Origin of the sequence: Aquisalimonas asiatica, from assembly GCF_900110585.1 — a bacterium.
Lineage (GTDB): Bacteria > Pseudomonadota > Gammaproteobacteria > Nitrococcales > Aquisalimonadaceae > Aquisalimonas > Aquisalimonas asiatica.
Genome location: NZ_FOEG01000001.1, coordinates 717,324 through 737,893 on the forward strand (window position 1 = coordinate 717,324; position 20,570 = coordinate 737,893).

The 20,570-nt window shown below is 66.8% G+C and carries 18 protein-coding genes; 12 read left to right on the plus strand and 6 right to left on the minus strand.

The features are described 5' to 3' along the window. Position 1: 1 nt before the first annotated feature. A complete protein-coding gene (locus BMZ02_RS03395; protein WP_091639914.1) occupies positions 2–1,042 on the minus strand; it encodes a sulfotransferase in 1,041 nt (346 codons plus the stop codon). A 237-nt stretch (positions 1,043–1,279) separates the two neighbouring features. Here BMZ02_RS03395 and BMZ02_RS03400 point away from each other — a divergent pair, with 237 nt between their 5' ends. The 3 genes from BMZ02_RS03400 to BMZ02_RS03410 all read left to right on the plus strand — a co-directional run bounded on the left by BMZ02_RS03400 (position 1,280) and on the right by BMZ02_RS03410 (position 4,509). Then, positions 1,280–1,969, plus strand: coding sequence for a response regulator transcription factor (locus BMZ02_RS03400; protein WP_091639915.1), 690 nt, complete (start codon positions 1,280–1,282; stop codon positions 1,967–1,969). Between the two features lie 16 nt (positions 1,970–1,985). After that, the gene (locus tag BMZ02_RS03405; RefSeq protein WP_171909791.1) at positions 1,986–3,272 is read left to right on the plus strand and encodes a sensor histidine kinase; all 1,287 of its coding nucleotides are present in this window, start codon (positions 1,986–1,988) and stop codon (positions 3,270–3,272) included. A 70-nt stretch (positions 3,273–3,342) separates the two neighbouring features. Further along, the gene (locus BMZ02_RS03410) at positions 3,343–4,509 is read left to right on the plus strand and encodes a cation diffusion facilitator family transporter (protein WP_091639918.1); all 1,167 of its coding nucleotides are present in this window, start codon (positions 3,343–3,345) and stop codon (positions 4,507–4,509) included. Positions 4,510–4,514: 5 nt separating this feature from the next. Here BMZ02_RS03410 and BMZ02_RS03415 read toward each other — a convergent pair whose 3' ends face one another. Beyond that, entirely contained in the window at positions 4,515–5,450 is a 936-nt protein-coding gene (locus tag BMZ02_RS03415; RefSeq protein ID WP_091639920.1) for a ring-cleaving dioxygenase, read from the minus strand. Between the two features lie 19 nt (positions 5,451–5,469). After that, positions 5,470–6,096, minus strand: coding sequence for an alpha/beta hydrolase (locus tag BMZ02_RS03420; RefSeq protein ID WP_091639922.1), 627 nt, complete (start codon positions 6,094–6,096; stop codon positions 5,470–5,472). A 151-nt stretch (positions 6,097–6,247) separates the two neighbouring features. Between BMZ02_RS03420 and BMZ02_RS03425 the strand changes: the two genes are divergently transcribed. Continuing rightward, the gene (locus BMZ02_RS03425; protein WP_091639924.1) at positions 6,248–7,150 is read left to right on the plus strand and encodes a LysR family transcriptional regulator; all 903 of its coding nucleotides are present in this window, start codon (positions 6,248–6,250) and stop codon (positions 7,148–7,150) included. A gap of 129 nt (positions 7,151–7,279) precedes the next feature. Then, positions 7,280–8,038, plus strand: a complete 759-nt coding sequence (locus BMZ02_RS03430) for a nucleotide-binding protein (protein ID WP_245753918.1) — start codon at positions 7,280–7,282, stop codon at positions 8,036–8,038. Positions 8,039–8,065: 27 nt separating this feature from the next. On the opposite strand, the gene BMZ02_RS03435 is transcribed toward BMZ02_RS03430, so the two are convergent. Beyond that, the gene (locus BMZ02_RS03435; RefSeq protein WP_091639927.1) at positions 8,066–9,007 is read right to left on the minus strand and encodes a M23 family metallopeptidase; all 942 of its coding nucleotides are present in this window, start codon (positions 9,005–9,007) and stop codon (positions 8,066–8,068) included. 187 nt (positions 9,008–9,194) lie between these two features. On the opposite strand from BMZ02_RS03435, the gene BMZ02_RS03440 reads away from it, so the two are divergent. The 5 genes from BMZ02_RS03440 to BMZ02_RS03460 all read left to right on the plus strand — a co-directional run bounded on the left by BMZ02_RS03440 (position 9,195) and on the right by BMZ02_RS03460 (position 14,741). Next, positions 9,195–9,998, plus strand: a complete 804-nt coding sequence (locus BMZ02_RS03440) for a response regulator (protein WP_091639929.1) — start codon at positions 9,195–9,197, stop codon at positions 9,996–9,998. A gap of 73 nt (positions 9,999–10,071) precedes the next feature. Next, on the plus strand, positions 10,072–10,968 hold the full coding sequence (locus BMZ02_RS03445; protein ID WP_091639931.1) for an AAA family ATPase: 897 nt from the start codon (positions 10,072–10,074) through the stop codon (positions 10,966–10,968). After that, positions 10,965–11,927 (plus strand): DUF58 domain-containing protein, encoded by a 963-nt coding sequence (locus tag BMZ02_RS03450; RefSeq protein WP_091639932.1) that lies wholly within the window; start codon positions 10,965–10,967, stop codon positions 11,925–11,927. Before BMZ02_RS03445 ends, BMZ02_RS03450 begins: the two co-directional genes overlap by 4 nt. Beyond that, positions 11,924–13,933, plus strand: a complete 2,010-nt coding sequence (locus tag BMZ02_RS03455) for a transglutaminase TgpA family protein (RefSeq protein WP_091639934.1) — start codon at positions 11,924–11,926, stop codon at positions 13,931–13,933. Before BMZ02_RS03450 ends, BMZ02_RS03455 begins: the two co-directional genes overlap by 4 nt. A 46-nt stretch (positions 13,934–13,979) precedes the next feature. Beyond that, entirely contained in the window at positions 13,980–14,741 is a 762-nt protein-coding gene (locus BMZ02_RS03460) for a glycerophosphodiester phosphodiesterase family protein (RefSeq protein WP_091639935.1), read from the plus strand. On the opposite strand, the gene BMZ02_RS03465 is transcribed toward BMZ02_RS03460, so the two are convergent. Both BMZ02_RS03465 and ppsR read right to left on the minus strand, forming a co-directional pair. Continuing rightward, positions 14,738–15,214 (minus strand): DUF1249 domain-containing protein, encoded by a 477-nt coding sequence (locus BMZ02_RS03465; RefSeq protein WP_091639937.1) that lies wholly within the window; start codon positions 15,212–15,214, stop codon positions 14,738–14,740. The two genes, BMZ02_RS03460 and BMZ02_RS03465, sit on opposite strands and share 4 nt — an antisense overlap. Before the next feature lie 88 nt (positions 15,215–15,302). Further along, positions 15,303–16,124: a posphoenolpyruvate synthetase regulatory kinase/phosphorylase PpsR gene (ppsR, locus tag BMZ02_RS03470; RefSeq protein WP_091639938.1), complete on the minus strand. Its 822-nt coding sequence runs from the start codon at positions 16,122–16,124 to the stop codon at positions 15,303–15,305. Between the two features lie 254 nt (positions 16,125–16,378). Between ppsR and ppsA the strand changes: the two genes are divergently transcribed. Both ppsA and BMZ02_RS03480 read left to right on the plus strand, forming a co-directional pair. Then, complete coding sequence (gene ppsA / locus BMZ02_RS03475; RefSeq protein ID WP_091639940.1) at positions 16,379–18,760, plus strand: phosphoenolpyruvate synthase; 2,382 nt, start codon at positions 16,379–16,381, stop codon at positions 18,758–18,760. Between the two features lie 314 nt (positions 18,761–19,074). Further along, positions 19,075–20,568: an FAD-linked oxidase C-terminal domain-containing protein gene (locus tag BMZ02_RS03480; RefSeq protein ID WP_091639941.1), complete on the plus strand. Its 1,494-nt coding sequence runs from the start codon at positions 19,075–19,077 to the stop codon at positions 20,566–20,568. The last annotated feature ends 2 nt before the right edge of the window (positions 20,569–20,570 follow it).

Below are 20,570 nucleotides of genomic sequence, written 5' to 3' on the forward strand. Positions count from 1 at the left end.
GTCAGCGAACGTTTCGCATGTCGTCGACAGCCAGTTCCCAACCATCCGCGTCACCCTCAAGGTGACCGTCTGCCCGTCCCGGATGCGGGCGCCGCAGTACGTCGGCCGCAATGCGGGCAAGCTCGCGGTTCTCGTCCGCGTAGTGCGCATCGAGACGTTCACGCATCCGGTCATGGGCGAGCAGATCCCAGTCCAGATAGAGAAGCCTGTCGAACACGTGCTGGATCAGTAATCGACGGAGCCGGAAAAGCGGCCTGAAGGCACGGCGCAGGCGCCGGCGCGGTGTCGCCGCATCCGTAGCAGTCGGCGGCGGCAGGGTGCGATTGGTGCCCGGGTGGAACAGGCGAATCGCCAGTGCCGAGTAGCTCCGGTTCTGGAGCCGTTCCCTCTGCGGGTGCGGCAGAGCGTCCAGCCCGAGCACCGCTGCCAGCTGCGATTTGACGTCGCCCGGGCGGCGCTTGAGGTCCTCCTGGCGGAAGAGCGCCACGCGCTCCGGGCCGAACACGTCGGCATAACCGCGGTAGACTGCCAGAAAGCGCTGATTGAGTGCCTCGACCGTACGACCGCCACGGACCCAGCGACCCGGGCGAGCGCAGAATCTGCCCTCATAGTGGTTGAGAAAGACGTGCAACGGAATGCCTGCACCCTTCACCAGCTGCTGCCGGTAGGCGGACTGCAGCCAGTCCGCCTGGTTGCGGACGAAGTAGATGATCCGCGCCTCGGGAAACAGCTCACCCATGAGTGCGAGATTGTCCGCAAAATCGTGGTGATTGCCGTACATGTCGCCGCTGATATGCGGCTCCGAGATCACGAGCGTGCGGCTGTCCGCGGACTGCCGCCACCGGTGGACAGCGGCCCGGGCCTTCCCGGCGGCAACACCATCGCCCGGACGGCGCACGGCGTCGCGAATGGCCGGCCACAGCGGTTCGGGGTTGACGCTGTAGCGCGTCGGGTCCAGAGGCCGGAACACTTCGCGCTGCAGATACCGGGTCCCGGTCTTGTGCAGCCCGATGTGAAGTACCACGCGTGGCCGCCCGCCCATGATCGGTTCCTGCCCGACCTCCGGCGCCCGGTCTTCAGCGTCACAATGATCCAACCATGCAACAGTCGCGGACATCGTACCTCCTGATCAGCTCACTGCCCCGGAAGGGCTACGTTCAGGACGGTAACGGGCTGGCCGTGACAGCGATGTCTCGACTCCGTGAACGAAACGTGAACCCGGGCGAACACCACTCCGGGCGCTTACCACTCAGCGCGGGAAGGTGCGTATGATCACCGCATGCGCGTGCTCATCATCGAAGACAACCGGGATCTCGCCGCCAACCTGGCCGACTACCTGGAGGCGCGCGGCCATGTGCCGGACTGCGCCGGTGACGGGGTGACGGGCCTGCATCTCGCCGTCACCACGCGACCCGATGCGATCGTGCTGGACCTGGGGCTACCCGGAATGGACGGCATGGCCCTCTGCCAACGCTTGCGCGAGGCGCGCCAGGACACCCCGGTCATCATGCTCACCGCACGCGGTGAGCTGGACGACCGGGTGCAGGGACTTGGCACCGGCGCGGATGACTACCTGGTGAAACCGGTCGCCCTGAAGGAGCTGGAAGCGCGCCTGCTGGCGCAGGTCCGGCGTGCGACGGGCGGGCTGACCCGCACGCCCCTCCAGGTGGGCGACCTGATTCTCGACGAGGACACCCGGCGCGTCTCCCGTGGCGGCCGCACGATCACGCTCGCCCGGCTGGATTTCGAGCTGCTCAGGGTGCTGATGCGCGCATCCCCCGCCGTGGTCCCACGACACGATCTGGAACAGCAGGCCTGGCACGACCAACCACCCACTGCAGACACCATGCGCGCCCACATCCACCGCCTGCGGCGCGCCATCGATCACGGCACGGCACGCCCGCTGCTGCACACGGTTCACGGCGTTGGTTACCGGCTCGCCGCTGACGATCATGACGCCCCGGCATAGCCTGAGACGGCGCATCATGGCGACCTTTCTCGCGGGCGGCGCTATCAGCGGCGCGCTGGCCGGTATCGCCCTGCTGTTCATCAGTGTCGAGTTGCAGGAGTGGCGGGCGGAACGCCATCTCACCCAGCGACTGGATGCAATCGTGGACGATCCGGCGGGCGGACAACCGATACAGCCCGACCACCAGAGCGATACACGCGTCTACGGTGCCGTCCCGCTGGAGGCCATTCCTGAGGCCCTGCTGAGTCTGCCCGACGGGCTCCATGAGCACGAAAGCGGCGATCAGGCGCTTCTCATCGCCCTGACCAGCACACCCCGGGGACGCGTGGTCGTGGTGGAGGACATCACCCCGATCGAGCGCCGGGAGGGCCACGGCTGGTACTACGCCCTCGCCGGCGCCGGCCTGACCACCGGGCTGGCACTGATCGCCGCCTTCGTTGTCGCCCGGCGACTGACCGCTCCCCTGGAAACCCTGACGGCGCGCCTTACGCACGACAACGAGGATGGCTCCGGGACACCGCTCGCCGACCGCCTCGCCGACGACGAGATCGGCACCCTGGCCCGTGCCCTGGATCACTACCGGGAACGCGTCCGTGAGGCGCTGCAACGGGAACAGCGTTTCTCTGCCGACATCAGCCACGAGCTGCGCAACCCGCTTGCGGTGATCCGCAGTGCCGCCGAACTCATCGGCGCCGATGCAGCCCTCTCGACCACGTCGCGGCGAGCCTTGAAGCGACTCGACAGCGCGGCCGAACGCATGCAGGAAGTCACCGCGGCGCTGCTGGCGCTGCTGCGGGAGCCGAGCACCGGTGGGACATACCCGCCGGTGAACGTGTCGGACCGTGTGGGCCGGGTGCTGGAACACGAGCGCGCCGCAGTCGGGCACCACCTCGACGTGACCATCGAGCACGCCGATGCCGATGGCGCCCGGGTCTCCGCGCCGGTGGTGGTGGTGGATACGGTGCTGGGCAACCTGATTCGTAATGCCCTGCAGCACTCCCGGGGCCAGCACCTGCACGTCACCATCGCCGCCGACCACGTCGACGTCATCGACGACGGTGTGGGTATGGCGGGCGAGGCGGTTGCACACATGGACAGCGCTCCGGGAACGACCCGGCGCGACCGTGCCACCGGTACCGGGCTGGGAATTCCTCTGGTACGGCGGCTGTGTGAGCACTTCAGCTGGTCATTGCACATCGACAGTCACCCGGACCAGGGCACCCGCGTCACATGGCGGTACGCGGCGGCGCCCGCGCCCTTCCCGCCACCGCGCCACGACGACCGGCAGCCGAACGGGTTATAGTGTGCTCCCTTCCGGCGGGGCCGCCGGGAGGTCCACAACACCATGTCACCCGGTATGAAGGAGCGCTCCGGTGAGCGGAACGGCCGACACCTCCAATGAGACACACGACGCCGGCGCCAAGCAGCGGGTCACGCTGATTGGCGGTGCCATCAATCTGGTGCTCGGGCTGGGCAAGATCGTGGTCGGGTTCATCGGCCAGTCCCAGGCGTTGATCGTCGACGGCATCCACTCCCTGTCGGACCTGGTCTCGGACGGGATCGTGCTGCTCGCCTGCAGCTACGGCAGCCGCGATGCCGACGGCGACCACCCGTACGGCCACGGCCGTATCGAGACCGTGGCGTCCGCCGGCGTCGGCGCCATGCTGCTGCTCGTGGCCGGAGGGTTCATCTACGACGCCATACAGCGGCTGCTGATCGACCCCGACGCCCTGCTCGTACCCGGGTGGCTGGCCCTGTCCGTAGCCTGCGCGTCCATCGTGATCAAGGAAGGCCTCTACCACTATACCCGGGTGGTCGCGAAGCAGGCGCGCTCCCGGCTACTGGAAGTCAACGCCTGGCACCATCGATCCGACGCTCTCTCCTCGCTGGTGGTTGTTGGCGGTATCGCCGGCGTGCTCATGGGGCTGCCCTGGCTGGACGCGGTCGCCGCCATCATCGTCGCCATCATGCTCGCCCACGTGGGGCTGCAGTTCGCCTGGCAGTCCCTGCGGGAGCTGGTGGACACGGCGCTGACCCCCGAGGAGATCGCGGATATCGAGAGCGTGGTCCGGGATATCGACGGCGTCCGTGACGTGCACGGGCTGCGCACCCGGCGCATGGGCCAGGACGCCCTGGCGGACCTGCACGTGGTCGTTGACCCGCGCCTGAGCGTCTCGGAAGGCCATCGCATCAGCGAGGAGGTCCACGACCGCCTCATGCGCGACATCCGCGACGTCAACGACGTGCTCGTCCACATCGAGCACGAGGACCCGGTATTCGACGAGGCAACCTTCGAGCTGCCCCTGCGGCGCGACGTGGAGCGGGACCTGAATGACTGCTGGGCCGACATGCCCGCGGCCCGGTCCATCGAGCGAATGGACCTGCACTACATGGAAGGCGCGCTGGAGGTGGAAATCCACCTGCCGTGGCAGCCTGACAGGGACCCCGCCGCCATACGGAGGGAACTGGACGCGCTGGCCCGGCAGGCGGAGTCACTGGGCTATGTCTCCACCTGCCGGATTCACTTCGTGGGGCGCTGAGCCCGTCAGAGCGGTTTCAGGCGGCTCTCGATCTCCCGGCGCTGCGGTTCCAGGAAGGGAGGCAGCGCCAGCGACTCACCCAGGTGCTCCAGCGGCTCGTCGGTGGCGAAACCCGGCTCATCCGTTGCCAGCTCGAAGAGAATGCCGTTGGGCTCCCGGAAGTACAGGCTGCGGAAGTAATACCGGTCCACGGGCCCGCTGAACGGAAGACGCACGCCGGAGAGGTGTTTCGACCACGCATCGTACTCCGCTTCCGGAATACGAAAGGCCACATGGTGAACGCCACCCGCTCCCGGCTGGGCCGGCGCCAGGTCGGGCGCCACGATGACGTGCAGCTCGGCACCCGCACCACCCTCGCCCATGGTGTACACGAGAACATCAGCGTCCTCGCGGGCATAGGAGCGCGCCAGCGTCATGCCCAGCAGGCGTGTCAGCACCGCCTCCGTGGGTTCACGCTGGCGGATGGTAATGGTGATCGGGCCGAGCCCCCGGATCTGGTGCTCTTCGGGCACCGGGCTGTCCGCCCATGGCGACGCGGAGCCAGCACCGCCGTCATCCACCAGACTCAGACGCTGCCCCTCCGGGTCTTCGAAATCCAGGGTGAGCCGCCCGTCCCGCTCGTGGACCGGGCCGTGGGCGACACCCTGGGCCTCGAAGCGGTCGTGCCACCAGCGCAGCGTGGTCTCGCCGGCCACACGAAACGCGGTCTGACTGATGCTCTGGCTTCCACGCCGCTCGGGTGGCGCCGGGAAATCGAAAAAGGTGATATCCGTCCCCGGCGAGCCCACCCCGTCGGCATAAAACAGGTGATAGGCCTCGGTCTGATCCTGGTTCACGGTCTTCTTGACCAGCCTCAGGCCCAGGGTCTCGGTATAGAACGCATGGTTCCCGCTGGCATCGGCGGTCACCGCGGTCAGGTGGTGAATTCCCTTGAGTTGCATGATTATCTTCTCCTGCGCGTCAGAACGACGCATTGATCCAGTCACGGGTCAGGGCGACGTCCTCATTGGTGAGCCCGTGACCGGCGTCCAGTATGTGGTGAGTCGTTTCAATACCGGCGTGCTGCAACTGGCCCGCGAGACGGGACGCGTTGTCCACCGCAATGATCGGGTCTTCCCGGCCGGACGACAGCAACACCCGTTGCCCGGCGGCATCCGCCACCTGTGGCGGCTCCGCGAAGGGCACCATGGCGCGCAGCAGCGCCGCCCCCCGCAGCACCCCGGGACGGAGCAACAGCATGGCCGCGGCGATGTTGGCCCCATTGGAGAAGCCCACGGCAATCGGCGCATCGAGGCCGTAGGCGGCTCGCGCCTCCGACACGAAATCGGCCAGCTCGTGCGTCCGCTCCCGGAGATCCGCTTCATCGAAAACGCCCTCGGCAAGGCGGCGGAAGAAGCGCGGCATGACACCGCCTTCAAGAACCTGCCCGCGCGGCGACAGCAATGCCGCCCCGGGGGCAACGAGCCGGCCGAGGGGAAGAAGGTCGGTCTCGTTGCCGCCCGTTCCATGCAGCAGCAGAACCGGGGGTCGGTCCGTGTTTTCCCCGGCCTGAAACCGGTGCACGAACGACAGTTGCGCCTGGGTCATGGCTATCCCTCCGAAGAGAACCGGCGCGTCGGTGCATCGGTACCACCGAACGCCCTTGTTGTGATCAGTAACCAACTCACGCAGGATAATTGTTCATTGTTCATGGAATAATCCACCAACCGCAAAACCATCTTTTCCGGAACTTGCAATAATGAATCAGCTTGAAAGCATGAAATCCCTGGTCGCGGTTATCGAACAGGGTGGGTTCAGCGCTGCCGCACGCCGATTGGGGCGGTCCACCGCGAGCGTGACGCGCCATATCCAGGACCTGGAGGCCGCCCTTGGCACGCGCCTGCTTGTGCGCACGACCCGGCGTGTCCACCCCACGGACACCGGCGACGCGTATTACCAGCGATGCATCCGGATTCTGGAGGAGGTTGCGGAGGCCGATGCGCTGGCCAGCGAAGACGCCCTGAAACCGCGCGGACGCCTGCGCGTCAACGCCCCGGTCTCGTTCGGCCTGCGCCGGCTTCAACGGCTGATTCCCGACTACCTCAAGGCCTATCCGGAGGTCCGGCTGGACATCAGCCTCCATGACCGGCGGGTCGCCCTGGTCGAGGAAGGCTACGACCTGGTCATCCGCATCGGGGCACTGCAGGATTCATCGCTGGTTGCGCGCTGGATCGGCTCGTCGCGCATGATCCTGTGCGCCTCGCCCGCCTACCTGCGAGGGGCGCCACCGCTGGACACCCCCGGGGACCTGGCGCGCCACAACTGCCTCTACTACAGCTACTTCGAGACCAGTGGCCGCCACACCTGGCTGTTCTCCGGCCCCGACGGCGACCAGCGCGTGGCCATTGCAGGCAACTGCGAGATCAACAATGGCGACCTGCTGGCCGCCGCGGCCGAGCACGGCGCCGGGATCGTCCTGCAACCGGATTTCATCGTCGAGGACGCCATCGCCGCGGGCCGGCTGGTGCCGGTCCTGAGCGAGTGGGACGCCGGCACCCTGGGCATCCACGCCGTCTACCCGCACCGTCGCCACCTCTCGGCGCGGGTCCGTACGTTTCTCGATCATCTGCAGCAGCACCTGGCCCCGGCGTTATCCGGCTGAACAACGCCGCGACCCACCGTTCCCGCTCACAGTGTGCGGACCATGTCGCATTCTTGTACCCTGAGACGGCGCGATCATGAAAAATACAGACGTTCAGCCCACGCAGGGACGGAGCTGGAACAGACTATCGTGTATAACCGTGACACTTCCGGCCATGGTCCGGAGTCCAATCTGACCGTCGACACGCCCTCGCCTCCCCGGCTCGCGCCGGTGGACGAGTCGGTGACACGGCGGATCGTCGTGATCAACGGCAAGGGCGGGTGCGGGAAAACCACGGTCGCGACGAACCTCGCGGTCTGGTACGCCCACCAGGGCCTCTACCCGGCGCTGTTCGATCATGATCCCCAGACATCCAGCTCCCGCTGGCTCGCCTCACGGCCTGGCACCGCTCCGCCGATCCACGGTGTGTCCGTACAGGAGCGCCAGAGCCTGGGAATCACGCGAAGCTGGCAGCTGCGTGTGCCGCTGGAGACCCGCCGGGTCATCAACGACACACCGGCCGGTGTGTCCGGGCTGGAAATGGTGGATCACGTCCAGGGGGCCGACGTCATCCTCATCCCGGTCCTGCCCTCCTCAATCGACATCGGGGCCGGTGCCGACTTCATCCGGGATCTGCTGCTGAAGGCCAAGATACGGCGGGACTCCAAGAGCGTGCGTATCGGCATCATCGCCAACCGGACCAAGGAGCACACCGTCGCCCTGCAGTCGCTGGAGCGGTTTCTGCAGAGCCTGAATATACCCGTGGTGGCGCGTCTGCGCGATACCCAGAACTACCTTCACGCGGCGGAACAGGGCCAGGGTATCGCGGAGCTCCGCCAGCCATCCCGCTCGCTGGAGCGGGAACTGAAGGAGTGGCAGACGCTCCTCAACTGGGTGGAACAAGGCTGAGGCCGTCGGGGAGCCGGTCGCGACCGGTCACTCCAGCGCCTCGATACTCTCCTGCACATTGCTCTCGCGCATGGTCAGCCGATGCACCGGCGCATTCAGGCGCATGCGAACGGCATCCAGAAGCGCATCCCATTTGACACGGCTCTTCTCCTCGAAAATGGTCTCGTAATCGCTGAGACTCCAGTCAAGAAACGGCTCTGGATTGAGGCGGCGCTGAATGTGCCAGACCTCGTAATGCAGGTGGGGGCCGGCGGTCACGCCGGACTCGCCACTGCTGGCAATCACCTCGCCCTTGCGGACGAAATCACCGGGCTCCACTTCGAAATCATCCAGGTGCGCGTAGTAGGTCCGGAATCCGAAGTTGTGATTGACGATGATGAGATTGCCGAATCCGCTGTCCTGGTGATAGCCGGCGTATTCAATGACACCATCCGCCGTGGTCATGACCGGCGTGCCGATGGGAGCACGGAGGTCGATCCCCGGATGGAAACGCCTGTCGCCCCGAACGGGATGGGTACGCCAGCCGTACTCGCTGGTAATGCCCCGGTTGCGCATGGGGAATCCGCTGGGGACGTTCTGCAGAAAGGTGGTCCGCTCCAGGGCCGTGTGGCTGGCGGTATCCAGGCGCAGGCCGATATCCGCGTCGCCTTCGGGCTGCAACCCGATCAGGCTCTCGATTTCACCCAGCTCGGAGGTGACCACATCCAGCTGGCTGTTCTTCTGCTCCACGGTCTCCATGAGCGCGCCGTTGACTTCCTGCAGACGTGCATACTCCTGCAGTGCACTGTCACGACGGTCCTCCAGCGCACCCACCTCGCTCTGCAACCAGACGATCACACCGGCGCCAACGCTGAGAATGAGCACCAGCCCAAGCGCGAAAATCAGTGCGAACGTCCGCGCCAGTTGATGCAGCGAATACTGGCGCGATCCGCGGAAGTCGGTGATCGTGACCGTAAATTTCTGCCTCATCAGGCAATACGCCCCGGAATTGTTGATTATTTATGGGGCATCCATGCCCCGCCACCCTGCGGTACGATATCGTCGCAGATGGTAATGCACAAAGGCCGGCGCAGACGCCAACCCGTTCTCACTACCACGACTTCGCATCGGTTAGGCTGTCCCCCAGCCTCAGCAAACTGACCGGACAACAAGACCAATGGATGACGCGATCAGCATCGAGGATCTGACCATCCTCCTGGCCGAACCATCTGCAACACAGCGCCGAATCATCATCAACCATCTCAACGAGATGGGCATCGACAAGGTCGATGGCGTCGCCTCGGGCGAAGAAGCCATGCTGGTGATGGACGCGCGCCCGCCCGACCTTGTCGCCAGCGCCATGTACTTCGACGACATGACGGGCTCCGACCTGGTCACCCGCATGCGCGAGACGGGCTCGCTGGCCGACATCCCCTTCATGCTGGTCTCCAGCGAGCAACACCCCCACAACCTGGAACCGATCCGTCAGGCCGGCGTCATCGCCATTCTGCCGAAGCCGTTCCACGTGGATGCGCTGCGCACCGCCCTGGAGAACACCGTCGGCCTGGTCGCTCCGCGCCCGCTGGAGTTCAACTATTCCGACGTCGAGGACGTGCACGTGCTTATCGTCGACGACAGCCCCCTGTCCCGCCGGTTTCTCCGAACCGCCTTCACGCAGATGGGCCTGGAGCGCATCAGCGAGGCCACCACGGGAACGGACGCGCTGGAACTGTTGTCGCAGACCGAGTTCGATATTGTCGTCACCGACTACAACATGCCGGAAATGGACGGACACGCCCTGGTTGAGTACATCCGCCGGGAGCCGACCCTGTCGCACATCCCGGTGCTGATGGTGACCTGCGAACAGGACGAAGCACGCCTGTCGGCCGTGCGCCAGGCGGGCGTGTCAGCACTGTGTGACAAGCCGTTCAACATGGGCACGATCCGGGATCACCTGGCCCGGCTGATGGACGGCCACTGACCCATCGCAACCAGCAACCGGGAGAGGGACCATCGTGTTGCACGGAAGCCTGAAACGCGGCCATGGCACGCGCATGCAACCGCTTCTGGAGACTGCGGAAACGGTCATCCTCGGCAAATCGGGGCAGGTCCGGCTCGCCGTGGCCTGCCTGCTGGCGGAGGGGCACCTGCTCATCGAGGATCTGCCTGGCGTGGGCAAGACCACGCTGGCGCACACCATCGGCCGGCTGCTGGGCCTCGAGTTCCGGCGGCTCCAGTTCACCAGTGACATGCTGCCCGCCGACGTGGTGGGTGCCAGCATCTACGACCGGCACCGGGCCCGGTTCGACTTCCACCCGGGGCCGGTATTCACGCAGCTGCTCCTGGCGGACGAGGTCAACCGGGCGACGCCCCGCACCCAGAGCGCACTGCTGGAGGCCATGGAAGAGCGACAGGTCACCACCGAGGGCGAGACCCGCCCGCTGCCCACGCCCTTCTTCGTGGTCGCCACCCAGAACCCCGAGAATCAGGTGGGGACGTTTCCGCTGCCCGAATCGCAGCTCGACCGATTCCTGATGCGCATCAGCATCGGCTATCCCGACAGCCAGGCGGAGCGGCAACTGCTCGCGGGCGAAGACCGCCGCCACGTACTGGCGGACACGCCTGCCTTGCTGTCACCGGAAGCACTCCAGCAGGAACAGGCGCAGGTCCGCGACGTGCACGCTTCCGACGCACTGGTCGCCTACGTCCAGTCCATACTGGCGCACACGCGCTCGATACCGGACCTGCAGCACGGCCTCTCCCCGCGCGCGGGCCAGGCCCTGCTGCGTGCCGCTCGCGCCTGGGCACACCTGGACGGCCGCGATGCCGTGCTGCCGGAAGATGTACAAGCCGTCTTCCCGAGTGTGGCCGGGCACCGACTGCAGGCGCGCAATACGGCGGCGGAGGCCGCGTCGCCGGAGACCTTGCTCGCCGCCGTGCCGGTTCCGTGACCGCTGGCGAGACACTCCCGGGCGGCGCACTGCAGCGCTGGATCGACCGGCGCAGCCCGCTCACGCGCACCGCGGAACTGCGCTACCGCAGGATTTTCATCCTGCCCACGGGGGCGTGCGTGGTGTTCGCGGCAATGGTGATCGCGATCTGGCTGGGGGCGGTGAACTACAGCAATAACATGGCGTTTCTGCTCTGTTTTCTACTGGTTGGTGTGGCACTGGTCGCCATCGTCCACACATTCCGGAATCTGCATGGCATCGTTGCGTCTCCCCGCCCGACCACCGCCGTCTTTGCCGGGCAGCAGGCCCGATTCACCGTGGCGCTTGACAACCCGTCGCCCCGCGAGCGCAGCGGCATCAGCGTCCGGCAACCCGACCAGGCCGGGCCATGCATCGACATCCCGGGGGACGACACCACCACGGTCACCATCGCCGTGGCGACACGCGAGCGCGGCAGTCTCACCCTGCCGCCCCTGGTCATCGAATCACGGTTTCCGGCGGGGTTGTTCCGGGCGTGGAGCCGAATCCGCCTGGATGCCCGGTGCGTGGTCTACCCCGCCCCCGAAGGCGGTACGGTGCCGCCCCCCGGCGCCGATGACGGCGGTGAACAGGGCGCGACCAACACGGCAGGCGATGATGATTTTTCCGGCCTGCGCCGCTACCGCCCGGCAGACCCCCTCAAGCGGATCCACTGGCGCAGCCTCGCGCGGGAACGGGAGCTGCAGACGAAACAGTTCAGCGGCGGCAGCCGGACTCCGGTCTGGCTCGACTTCCAGTCCCTCACCGGAATGGACACCGAGGCCCGGCTGTCCCGACTGTGCCGCTGGGTGCTCGACGCGGAAGGGGAGCACCGGGAGTACGGGCTGGTCCTGCCGGGGTTGCGCATCGCGCCCGGGGCTGGCGCGGCTCACCGACACCGCTGCCTGGAGGCGCTGGCGCGGTTTCCGGAGGGCACATGACAACCCGGCCGCCGGTGAGCATCCCCCATGACCGGCTGAAGTGGCTGCTGGCCGCCATGGCCCTGGTGATCGCACCGCACGCGCTGGAGCTGCCGGTCTGGCTGACCGTCAGCGTGTTGGCATGTGGCGGCCTGCGGTATCTCCTCAGCCTGCGCGGCGATGCTCTGCCCGGGCGGTTGACGCGCCTGCTGGCGGTCATCACGGCGACCAGCGCCATCTATGTGACCTACGGCACCATTCTCGGCCTCGACGCCGGCGTGGCGCTGCTGTCGCTCATGGCAGGCTTCAAGTTCCTGGAACTGCGCGGGGCGCGGGATGCCCTGGTGATCCTGCTGCTCGGCTACTTCCTGGTCGCGAGCTACTTCCTGTTCGACCAGAGCCTGTTCGCCGCAGGCTACGCCTTGGCTGCCGCGTGGGCGCTCACCACGCTGCTCATCACCACCCAGGGGGCCACGGACGGCAGCCCGGTCAACGCACACGCACGGCTCGGCGGCATCATGCTGTTGCAGGCGGTGCCGCTCATGGTGCTGCTGTTCGTGCTGTTCCCGCGCATCCAGGGCCCCCTCTGGGGCATGCCCGAGGACGCCTACGCGGCCATGACCGGTCTCAGCGATGAAATGACGCCGGGGAGCATCAGCGACCTGAGTCAGTCCGGGGACGCCGCGTTTCGCGTCGAGTTCGCGGACGGCCCCCCGCCACGCGCCCAGCGGTACTGGCGCGGCCCGGTCCTCGGCGGTTATGACGGCGCCACGTGGACGCAGACGCGCCTCCCGGACCAGGACGGGACGGAAGTGCGGGCCCTGAGCGAGCCGTCCGCCTACGTGGTCACGCTGGAACCACACAACCAGCCCTGGCTGCTGACCCTGGATATCGCCACCTCGGTCGACCACCCGGCGCAGTTCGACGGCGCCCACCAGTTGCGCAAGGATGAGCCGCTGCGGGAGCGCATCCGCTACGAGGCGCGATCCACCCTGCACTACCAGCTCGGCCGAACCCTCGGCGACGACGAGCGCGAGCGCCATGTCGCCCTCCCGGACGACGCCCACCCACAGGCCCGGGAGCTGGCGCGGGAGTGGCAGGACGCCAGTGGTGGCGACCGCGGTGTCGTGGAGCGGGGACTGCGCCATTTCGCCAGCGAACCCTTCTCCTACACCCTCCAGCCCCCGCTGCTGGAAGAGGACAGCGTGGACGAGTTCCTCTTCGACACCCGTGCCGGTTTCTGCGAGCACTACGCCGGGGCGTTCGCCGTGCTGATGCGCGCCGCCGACATCCCCGCCCGTGTCGTCACCGGCTACCTGGGCGGCCGCATGAACCCTGCCGGGGACTACATGATCGTGCGGCAATCCGATGCACACGCCTGGGTGGAGGTCTGGCTCGAGGGTGAAGGCTGGACACGCGTCGACCCCACCGCCCAGGTCGCCCCCGACCGCGTCGAGCTTGGCCTGGCTGAAGCGCTGCCCGATGGTGACCCCGCCCCCGGCGGCGCAGCCAGCGGCGACGGCCTGGTGGGTTCGCTATCGCTGCGCTGGGACGCCGTGAACGCCTACTGGAACCGGTGGGTGCTGGCGTACGGCCCCACCCTCCAGGACAACGTGCTGGAGCGCCTCAACCTGGGCTCCTGGCAGCGGCTGGTGATCGCTCTCACCGGCGCCATGGCCCTGCTGCTCGGATCGCTCACGGCGCTGCTCCTGTACCGCTCCCGGCCCCGGTCACCAGACCCGGCAGTTCGCGCCTGGCAACGCTTCCGCCGTCGCGCGGCGCGGGCCGGCCTGGACGCTCCCGCGTCCGAAGGGCCGCACGACTTCGGCCAACGTGCCGCACACCGGTGGCCGGATCAGGCGGCGCTGATTGACATGATCGTCACGCACTACCTCCACCTCCGGTACGGGCGGCGGCAGCATCCGGAGGACCTCACCGCCCTGCGCCGCGCCGTGCGTCGATTCAGGCCGTCACGGCCCGGCGGCGCGCGCGGCAGGCGAAGGGAGACGGGTTCGCAAGCGGGCTGATCCGCGGCTACAGTCACTGGAAACACGATTCATACAGGGGCACGCCATGGACGAACAACCGCGCATCATCGCCCATCGCGGCGTCGCCAGGACGTATCCCGAGAACACGCTGGCCGCCTTCGAGGCTGCCGTTGCGGCGGGGGTCGACGGTGTCGAGCTGGATATCCAGCTGACCGCCGACGGCGTGCCCGTGGTGCTTCACGACCCCTCCCTGCAACGCACGACCGGCGTGGACGGGGACGTGAACAGGCTCAAAGCCACGGACATCGACGCCCTGAGCGCCAGTGAGCCGGCGCGGTTCGGTGAGCGGTTCCGGGGCGAGCCACTCCCGCGTCTGAACCGGGTCGCCGAGCGCCTCTCGGCCGTCCCGGGCCTGCGGGTGTTCATCGAGATCAAACCCGAAGTCCTGCGCCACCACTCCGCCCCGGCCACGGTTCAGGCGGTGCTGGCGGCCTCCGACGGGCTGGGCGATCAGCGGGTGATCATCAGCTTCCGCGATGACGTCCTCCAGGCCACCCGATCCCAGGCCCGGACTGCCGTGGGCTGGGTCCTGCCCCGCTATGGCGCCGCGGCCATCGAACGCGCCCGCGCCCTGACGCCGGAATTCCTGTTCTGTGATCACAAGCTGCTGCCGGCAAGCATGGCGCGCCTGCCGGAGGGCCCCTGGGCGTGGGCTGTCTACGAGGTGGACGACGCCTCCCTGGCCGACCGGCTGTGCCAGCGCGGCGTGGGCTGGCTGGAGAGCATGTGCCCCGGTGAGCTGAAGGCCGCCATGAGCCGGACGGACGGCCAGCGAGATCGCGGCTAACCCGTCTCGGCCGGAACGCAGGCCGGACTGAAGCCGTGACCTTCGCTCAGGCAGTAGCGCAGCCACCGGTTGAGAAACCGGTTCAGCTCCCAGCGCCACTCAAGGCTCTTGGGTTCCGGCTGTCGCCCGCCCCAGAACTCGAAATGGGTCACATCCGTGTCGGGCAGGACCTCCCCGGCCCGCGCATCGTGATAGATGCGCAGCTGCAGATCCGGCTGTACCGCGGGGCTGTCCGGCCGCCTGAACACGTGGGTCAGGGACAGCGACGTGGTATAGGGCGTCTGCTCCAGGACGCGCATGTGCAGATCCGCCGTCCCCGCAACCCGGGAGACGTGGACACCCTCGAGCTCCTGCAGCCCGGGCACCAGCCGCCGGACAAGAATGTAGTTGTCCTCGTAGAGCTCCATCAACGTCACGAAGGAACGCGACGGGAGCGTGTCGAGAAGGCTGTGTTGGCGGGCATCCGAGAACATTGGCGGAGCATAACACAGGCCCCGGCGGCGCAGGCCAGACCCGTTTTCGTGACGGCCTTCAAGGTTCCGGACGCACGTCGACGACGGGTCAGTAGAGCCGTCGCCGGAGCTTGGCCTCCACGATCATGGTGCTGGCAATCTCCTCGATGGAGACGGTGGTGGAGTTGGCATAGGGGATCGCCTCACGCCGGAACAGCCCCTCCGCCCGGGCGACTTCCATCTGGCACTGCTGCAGCGACGCATACTGGCTGTTGGGGCGGCGCTCCTGGCGGATCTCCCGGAGCCGCTCGGCCTGGATGCTGAGTCCGTAGAGCTTCTTCCGGTACGGCCCCAGGCAGCTCGGCAGCCGCCCATCCATAAGATCCTCATCCGTCAGGGGATAATTGGCCGCGTAAATGCCATACTGTAGTGCCAGGTAGATGGACACGGGCGTCTTGCCCGTCCGCGAGACACCGACGATGACAACATCGGCATCCTTGTAGTGGCGGGTACTCACGCCGTCGTCATTGTTGAGAGCGAAATTCATGGCGTCGATGCGGACGTCGTAGAGACGGTCGTCACCGCGGCCGTGCGCCTGCCCGATGGCGTGAGACGACGGCACCCCGAGTTCCCGCTCCAGGGGCGCGATGAACGTATCGAAGAAATCGAAGAAGGTCGCGTGGCACTGGCGGAGGTGATCACGGACCTCGGCATTGACCACGGTGCTGAACACGATCGGGCTGACACCGGTTTCGGTCGCCACCTGGTTGATCTGCTCCACCGTCTTCTTGGCGCGGTGGACATCATCGACGAACGGGAGCGTCACCTGCTCCAGTTCGATATCGAACTGGGTCAGCAGACTGTGCCCCAGGGTCTCCGCGGTGATCCCGGTGCGGTCAGAGATGAAAAACACGGTACGTTTGGTGGTCATGCCCGGCTATCCGATTCGGCCTCGCAGTACAGGTCGAGGATGGTACCAGCCCCCGCACGCCGCGTCTCGCGGGCGCGGAAGCCGGGCCATGGCGGCGTTTCCGCGCCCGCGGGGAGCGCCCGGATGCATTTCAGGGGTTACGCTCGCGCGCAGGTTTTCGTAGGATACGCCACGTTTTGCGCGATCCGTGCCGACGGCATCGTCCCGGTGGACATGCCTTGATGTCGCGCCGCGAGCAACAGGGGGAAAGCGCTTTGCAGGATTACGTACTCTGGTTCGAGACACTGGGCATGAATGACGTCGACCGGGTCGGCGGCAAGAATGCCTCACTGGGCGAGATGATCAGCAACCTGGCAACGGCCGGGGTGCAGGTCCCTGGCGGCTTTGCCACCACCGCCGCGGCCTACTGGGACTTCCTGGACGAAAGCGGCCTCCGCCAGCGCATCGAGGACGCGCTGAAGGGACTGGACGTGGACGACGTTGACGCCCTGGCCAGAACCGGCGCCGCGATCCGGCAGATGGTCATCGACACGCCCTTCACCGAACGGCTGCACAACGAGATCGTCACTGCCTACCAGAAGATCGAGGACGACGCCCCCGGCGGCGCCTCGTTCGCGGTGCGCTCGTCGGCCACGGCGGAAGATCTCCCGGACGCCTCGTTCGCCGGTCAGCAGGAGACGTTCCTCAACGTGCGCGGCCTGGACAACGTCCTGCTTGCCATCAAGCACGTGTTCGCCTCCCTGTTCAACGACCGCGCCATTTCCTACCGGGTGCACCAGGGCTTCAAGCATGACGAAGTGGCGCTCTCGGCCGGCATCCAGCGCATGGTGCGCTCCGACGTCGGTGCGGCCGGCGTGATGTTCACCATGGACACCGAATCCGGGTTCCGGGACGTGGTCTTCATCACCTCCTCCTACGGCCTCGGCGAGACCGTGGTGCAGGGCTCCGTGAACCCCGACGAGTTCTATGTCCACAAGCCCACGCTGGAAGCGGGTCGCCCCGCCGTGCTGCGACGCACCCTGGGCAGCAAGGGCATCAAGATGGTCTACAGCGACGAGGAAGGGCACGGCAAGTCCGTGCGCACCGTCGACGTGGATCCGTCGGACAGCCTGCGTTTCTCGCTGACCGACGCCGAGGTGGAAGACCTGGCCCGGCAGGCGCTGATCATCGAGAAGCACTACGGCCGGCCCATGGACATCGAATGGGGCAAGGACGGCAACAACGGCAAGCTGTACATCCTGCAGGCGCGTCCCGAGACCGTGAAGAGCCGCGACAGCACGCAGACACTGCAGCGCTATCACCTGAAGGACAAGGGCGACGTGGTGGCCACCGGCCGCGCCATCGGGCAGCGCATCGGCGCCGGCAAGGCGCGCGTGGTCGGTGGTCTGGACGAAATGAACCGCATCGAGGCCGGTGACGTGCTGGTCACCGACATGACCGACCCGGACTGGGAGCCGATCATGAAGCGCGCTTCGGCCATCGTCACCAACCGGGGTGGCCGCACCTGCCACGCGGCCATCATCGCCCGCGAGCTGGGCATCCCCGCCGTTGTCGGCTGTGGTGACGCCACCGAGCTGGTCAAGGACGGCACCGAGGTCACCGTCTCCTGCGCCGAAGGGGATACCGGCTACATCTACGGCGGCAGGCAGGACTTCGAGGTCCGCGAGATCAGCCTGGAGAACATGCCCGAGCTGCCGTTCAAGGTCATGATGAACGTGGGCAACCCGGACCGGGCCTTCGATTTCGCCAACCTGCCCAACGCCGGTGTCGGCCTGGCACGGCTCGAGTTCATCATCAACCGCATGATCGGGATTCATCCGAAGGCGCTGCTGAACTTCGACGCCCAGCCGGACGACCTGAAGACCATCATCCGCACCCAGACGGCCGGCTACGACGATCCGGTGCAGTTCTACATCGACCGCCTGGCCGAAGGGATCTCCACCCTGAGCGCCGCCTTCTCGCCCAAGCCGGTGATCGTGCGCATGTCGGACTTCAAGTCCAACGAGTACGCCAACCTGATCGGCGGCGCGGACTACGAGCCGGACGAAGAGAACCCGATGCTGGGTTATCGCGGCGCCGCCCGCTACATCTCCGAGAACTTCCAGGATTGCTTCGAGCTGGAAGTCCAGGCGCTGAAGAAGGTGCGCAACGAAATGGGCCTGACCAACACCTGGGTCATGATCCCGTTCGTGCGCACGCCCGAAGAGGCGCGCCAGGTGGTGGAGCTGCTCGAGAAGAACGGCCTCAAGCGTGGTCAGGACGGCCTCAAGCTCATCATGATGTGCGAGCTGCCGTCCAATGCGCTGCTGGCCGACGAGTTCCTGCAGTACTTCGACGGCTTCTCCATCGGCTCCAACGACCTGACCCAGCTCACCCTGGGGCTGGATCGGGATTCCGGGCTGATCGCCCACCTCTTCGACGAGCGCGACAACGCCGTCAAGGCGCTGCTGCACATGGCCATTCAGGCGTGCCGGAAGCAGGGCAAGTACGTGGGCATCTGCGGCCAGGGGCCGTCAGACCACCCGGAACTTGCGCGCTGGCTCATGGACGAAGGCATAGAGAGCGTGTCACTGAACCCCGACACGGTGGTGGAAACCTGGCTGTACCTGGCGGGCAAGGAGCTCGGTCAGGACTGACGCTCCCGGGTGGGCCGCGTCGGCGTGCCCACCCGGACGCTGACCGGCGGCGAAAAACCGCAATTTCCCGGCCTGTCAGCGCGTTGCGGCGGGACATGGACCGTCCGCTTTGCCTGTACGGAAAAATCCGCCGTTGTCTTGTGACGGAAACTGCCGGACAGTGAAACGGATGCTTCCGCACCGGGAATGGTGCTGACCATAGGCCATGGCCGGCGTATCGTGCTTTACTGGCGATCGGCTGTCCCGGCGGGTTACGTGTGCGACGCGTCGCCGGACTGCGCAGCCGACGCACCAGGACCTTGAGGAGCGAACCAATGGCTTCGGTCTATCGTACGGAAGACTGCCAGTTCACCGTTGACCGCGACGCGCTGATCCGCCGTCTCGGCGAGGCTCTCCACGGCGACAACCTGCTGGTGGACGACGAGGCCATGCGCCCGTACGAGTGCGACGGGCTCTCCGGCTACCGCCAGATGCCGCAGGTAGTGGCCATCCCCGAGACGGTGGAAGAAGTCCGGCAGGTGCTGCGCATCTGCTCCGAAATGAATATCCCCGTGGTCGCTCGCGGGTCCGGCACCAGCCTGTCTGCCGGTGCCCTGCCCCACCCCCAGGGCGTTCTGCTGAGCCTGGCCCGTTTCAACCGGATTCTCGAAGTCGACCACGAGCGGCGTATCGCCACGCTGCAGCCCGGCGTACGCAATCTGGCGATCTCCGAAGCGGCCGCACCCTACGGCCTGTACTATGCGCCCGACCCGTCTTCCCAGATCGCCTGCTCCATCGGCGGCAACGTCGCCGAGAACGCCGGCGGTGTGCACTGCCTGAAATACGGCCTGACGGTGCACAACGTGCTGGAAGTCACCATGATCACCATGGACGGGGAGCTGGTCACCATCGGCTCCGAGGCCCTGGACAGCCCCGGGTTCGACCTTCTGGCCGCGATCACCGGCTCCGAGGGCATGCTCGGTGTCATCGTCGAAATCAAGGTAAAGCTGCTGCCGAACCCGCCCACCAAGGACGTGCTCCTGGCGGCGTTCAAGGACGTGGAAACCGCCGGCAACGCCGTCGCCGGCATCATTGCCGCCGGCATCATCCCCGGTGGACTGGAGATGATGGACGGCCCGGCCATCCAGGCTGCCGAGGATTTCGTCCATGCCGGCTACCCCACCGAGGCTGCCGCCATCCTGATCTGCGAACTGGATGGTAGCGCCGATGACGTGGAGGCCCAGCGGGAGCACGTCTGCAGACTGCTGGAAGAGTTCGGCTCGGAGGACATCCGCGTCGCGCAGAACGACGACGAGAAAGCGCGCTTCTGGGCGGGACGCAAGGCGGCATTCCCGGCAGTGGGCCGCATCTCCCCGGACTACTACTGCATCGACGGCACCATCCCGCGCCGCCAGCTCGCCTACGTGCTGCAGGAAATGCAGAAGCTGAGCGACGACTACGGCCTGCGGGTGGTCAACGTCTTCCACGCCGGTGACGGCAATCTGCACCCGCTGGTGCTCTACGACGGCAACGTGCCCGGCGAGTTCGAACGCACGGAGGAGCTGGGCGGCAAGATTCTCGAACTGTGCATCGCCGTTGGCGGCACCGTGACGGGCGAACACGGCGTGGGCATGGAGAAGATCAACCAGATGTGCGTCCAGTTCCAGACGCCCGATCTCGACCAGTTCCGCGCCCTGAAGAATGCGTTCGATCCGCAGGGGCTGCTCAACCCGGGCAAGGCGATTCCGACGCTGAATCGCTGCGCGGAGTTCGGCGCCATGCACGTCCACCATGGCGAGCTGCCGCACCCCGACATCCCCAGGTTCTGACC

What these genes read in the sequence shown, in the direction of transcription:
- BMZ02_RS03395 (WP_091639914.1), bottom strand. Translation starts at nt 1,042, where the DNA reads ATGGGCGGGCGGCCACGCGTGGTACTTCACATCGGGCTGCACAAGACC.
- BMZ02_RS03400 (WP_091639915.1), top strand. Translation starts at nt 1,280, where the DNA reads ATGCGCGTGCTCATCATCGAAGACAACCGGGATCTCGCCGCCAACCTG.
- BMZ02_RS03405 (WP_171909791.1), top strand. Translation starts at nt 1,986, where the DNA reads ATGGCGACCTTTCTCGCGGGCGGCGCTATCAGCGGCGCGCTGGCCGGT.
- BMZ02_RS03415 (WP_091639920.1), bottom strand. Translation starts at nt 5,450, where the DNA reads ATGCAACTCAAGGGAATTCACCACCTGACCGCGGTGACCGCCGATGCC.
- BMZ02_RS03420 (WP_091639922.1), bottom strand. Translation starts at nt 6,096, where the DNA reads ATGACCCAGGCGCAACTGTCGTTCGTGCACCGGTTTCAGGCCGGGGAA.
- BMZ02_RS03425 (WP_091639924.1), top strand. Translation starts at nt 6,248, where the DNA reads ATGAATCAGCTTGAAAGCATGAAATCCCTGGTCGCGGTTATCGAACAG.
- BMZ02_RS03435 (WP_091639927.1), bottom strand. Translation starts at nt 9,007, where the DNA reads ATGAGGCAGAAATTTACGGTCACGATCACCGACTTCCGCGGATCGCGC.
- BMZ02_RS03440 (WP_091639929.1), top strand. Translation starts at nt 9,195, where the DNA reads ATGGATGACGCGATCAGCATCGAGGATCTGACCATCCTCCTGGCCGAA.
- BMZ02_RS03445 (WP_091639931.1), top strand. Translation starts at nt 10,072, where the DNA reads ATGCAACCGCTTCTGGAGACTGCGGAAACGGTCATCCTCGGCAAATCG.
- BMZ02_RS03455 (WP_091639934.1), top strand. Translation starts at nt 11,924, where the DNA reads ATGACAACCCGGCCGCCGGTGAGCATCCCCCATGACCGGCTGAAGTGG.
- BMZ02_RS03460 (WP_091639935.1), top strand. Translation starts at nt 13,980, where the DNA reads ATGGACGAACAACCGCGCATCATCGCCCATCGCGGCGTCGCCAGGACG.
- BMZ02_RS03465 (WP_091639937.1), bottom strand. Translation starts at nt 15,214, where the DNA reads ATGTTCTCGGATGCCCGCCAACACAGCCTTCTCGACACGCTCCCGTCG.
- ppsR (WP_091639938.1), bottom strand. Translation starts at nt 16,124, where the DNA reads ATGACCACCAAACGTACCGTGTTTTTCATCTCTGACCGCACCGGGATC.
- BMZ02_RS03480 (WP_091639941.1), top strand. Translation starts at nt 19,075, where the DNA reads ATGGCTTCGGTCTATCGTACGGAAGACTGCCAGTTCACCGTTGACCGC.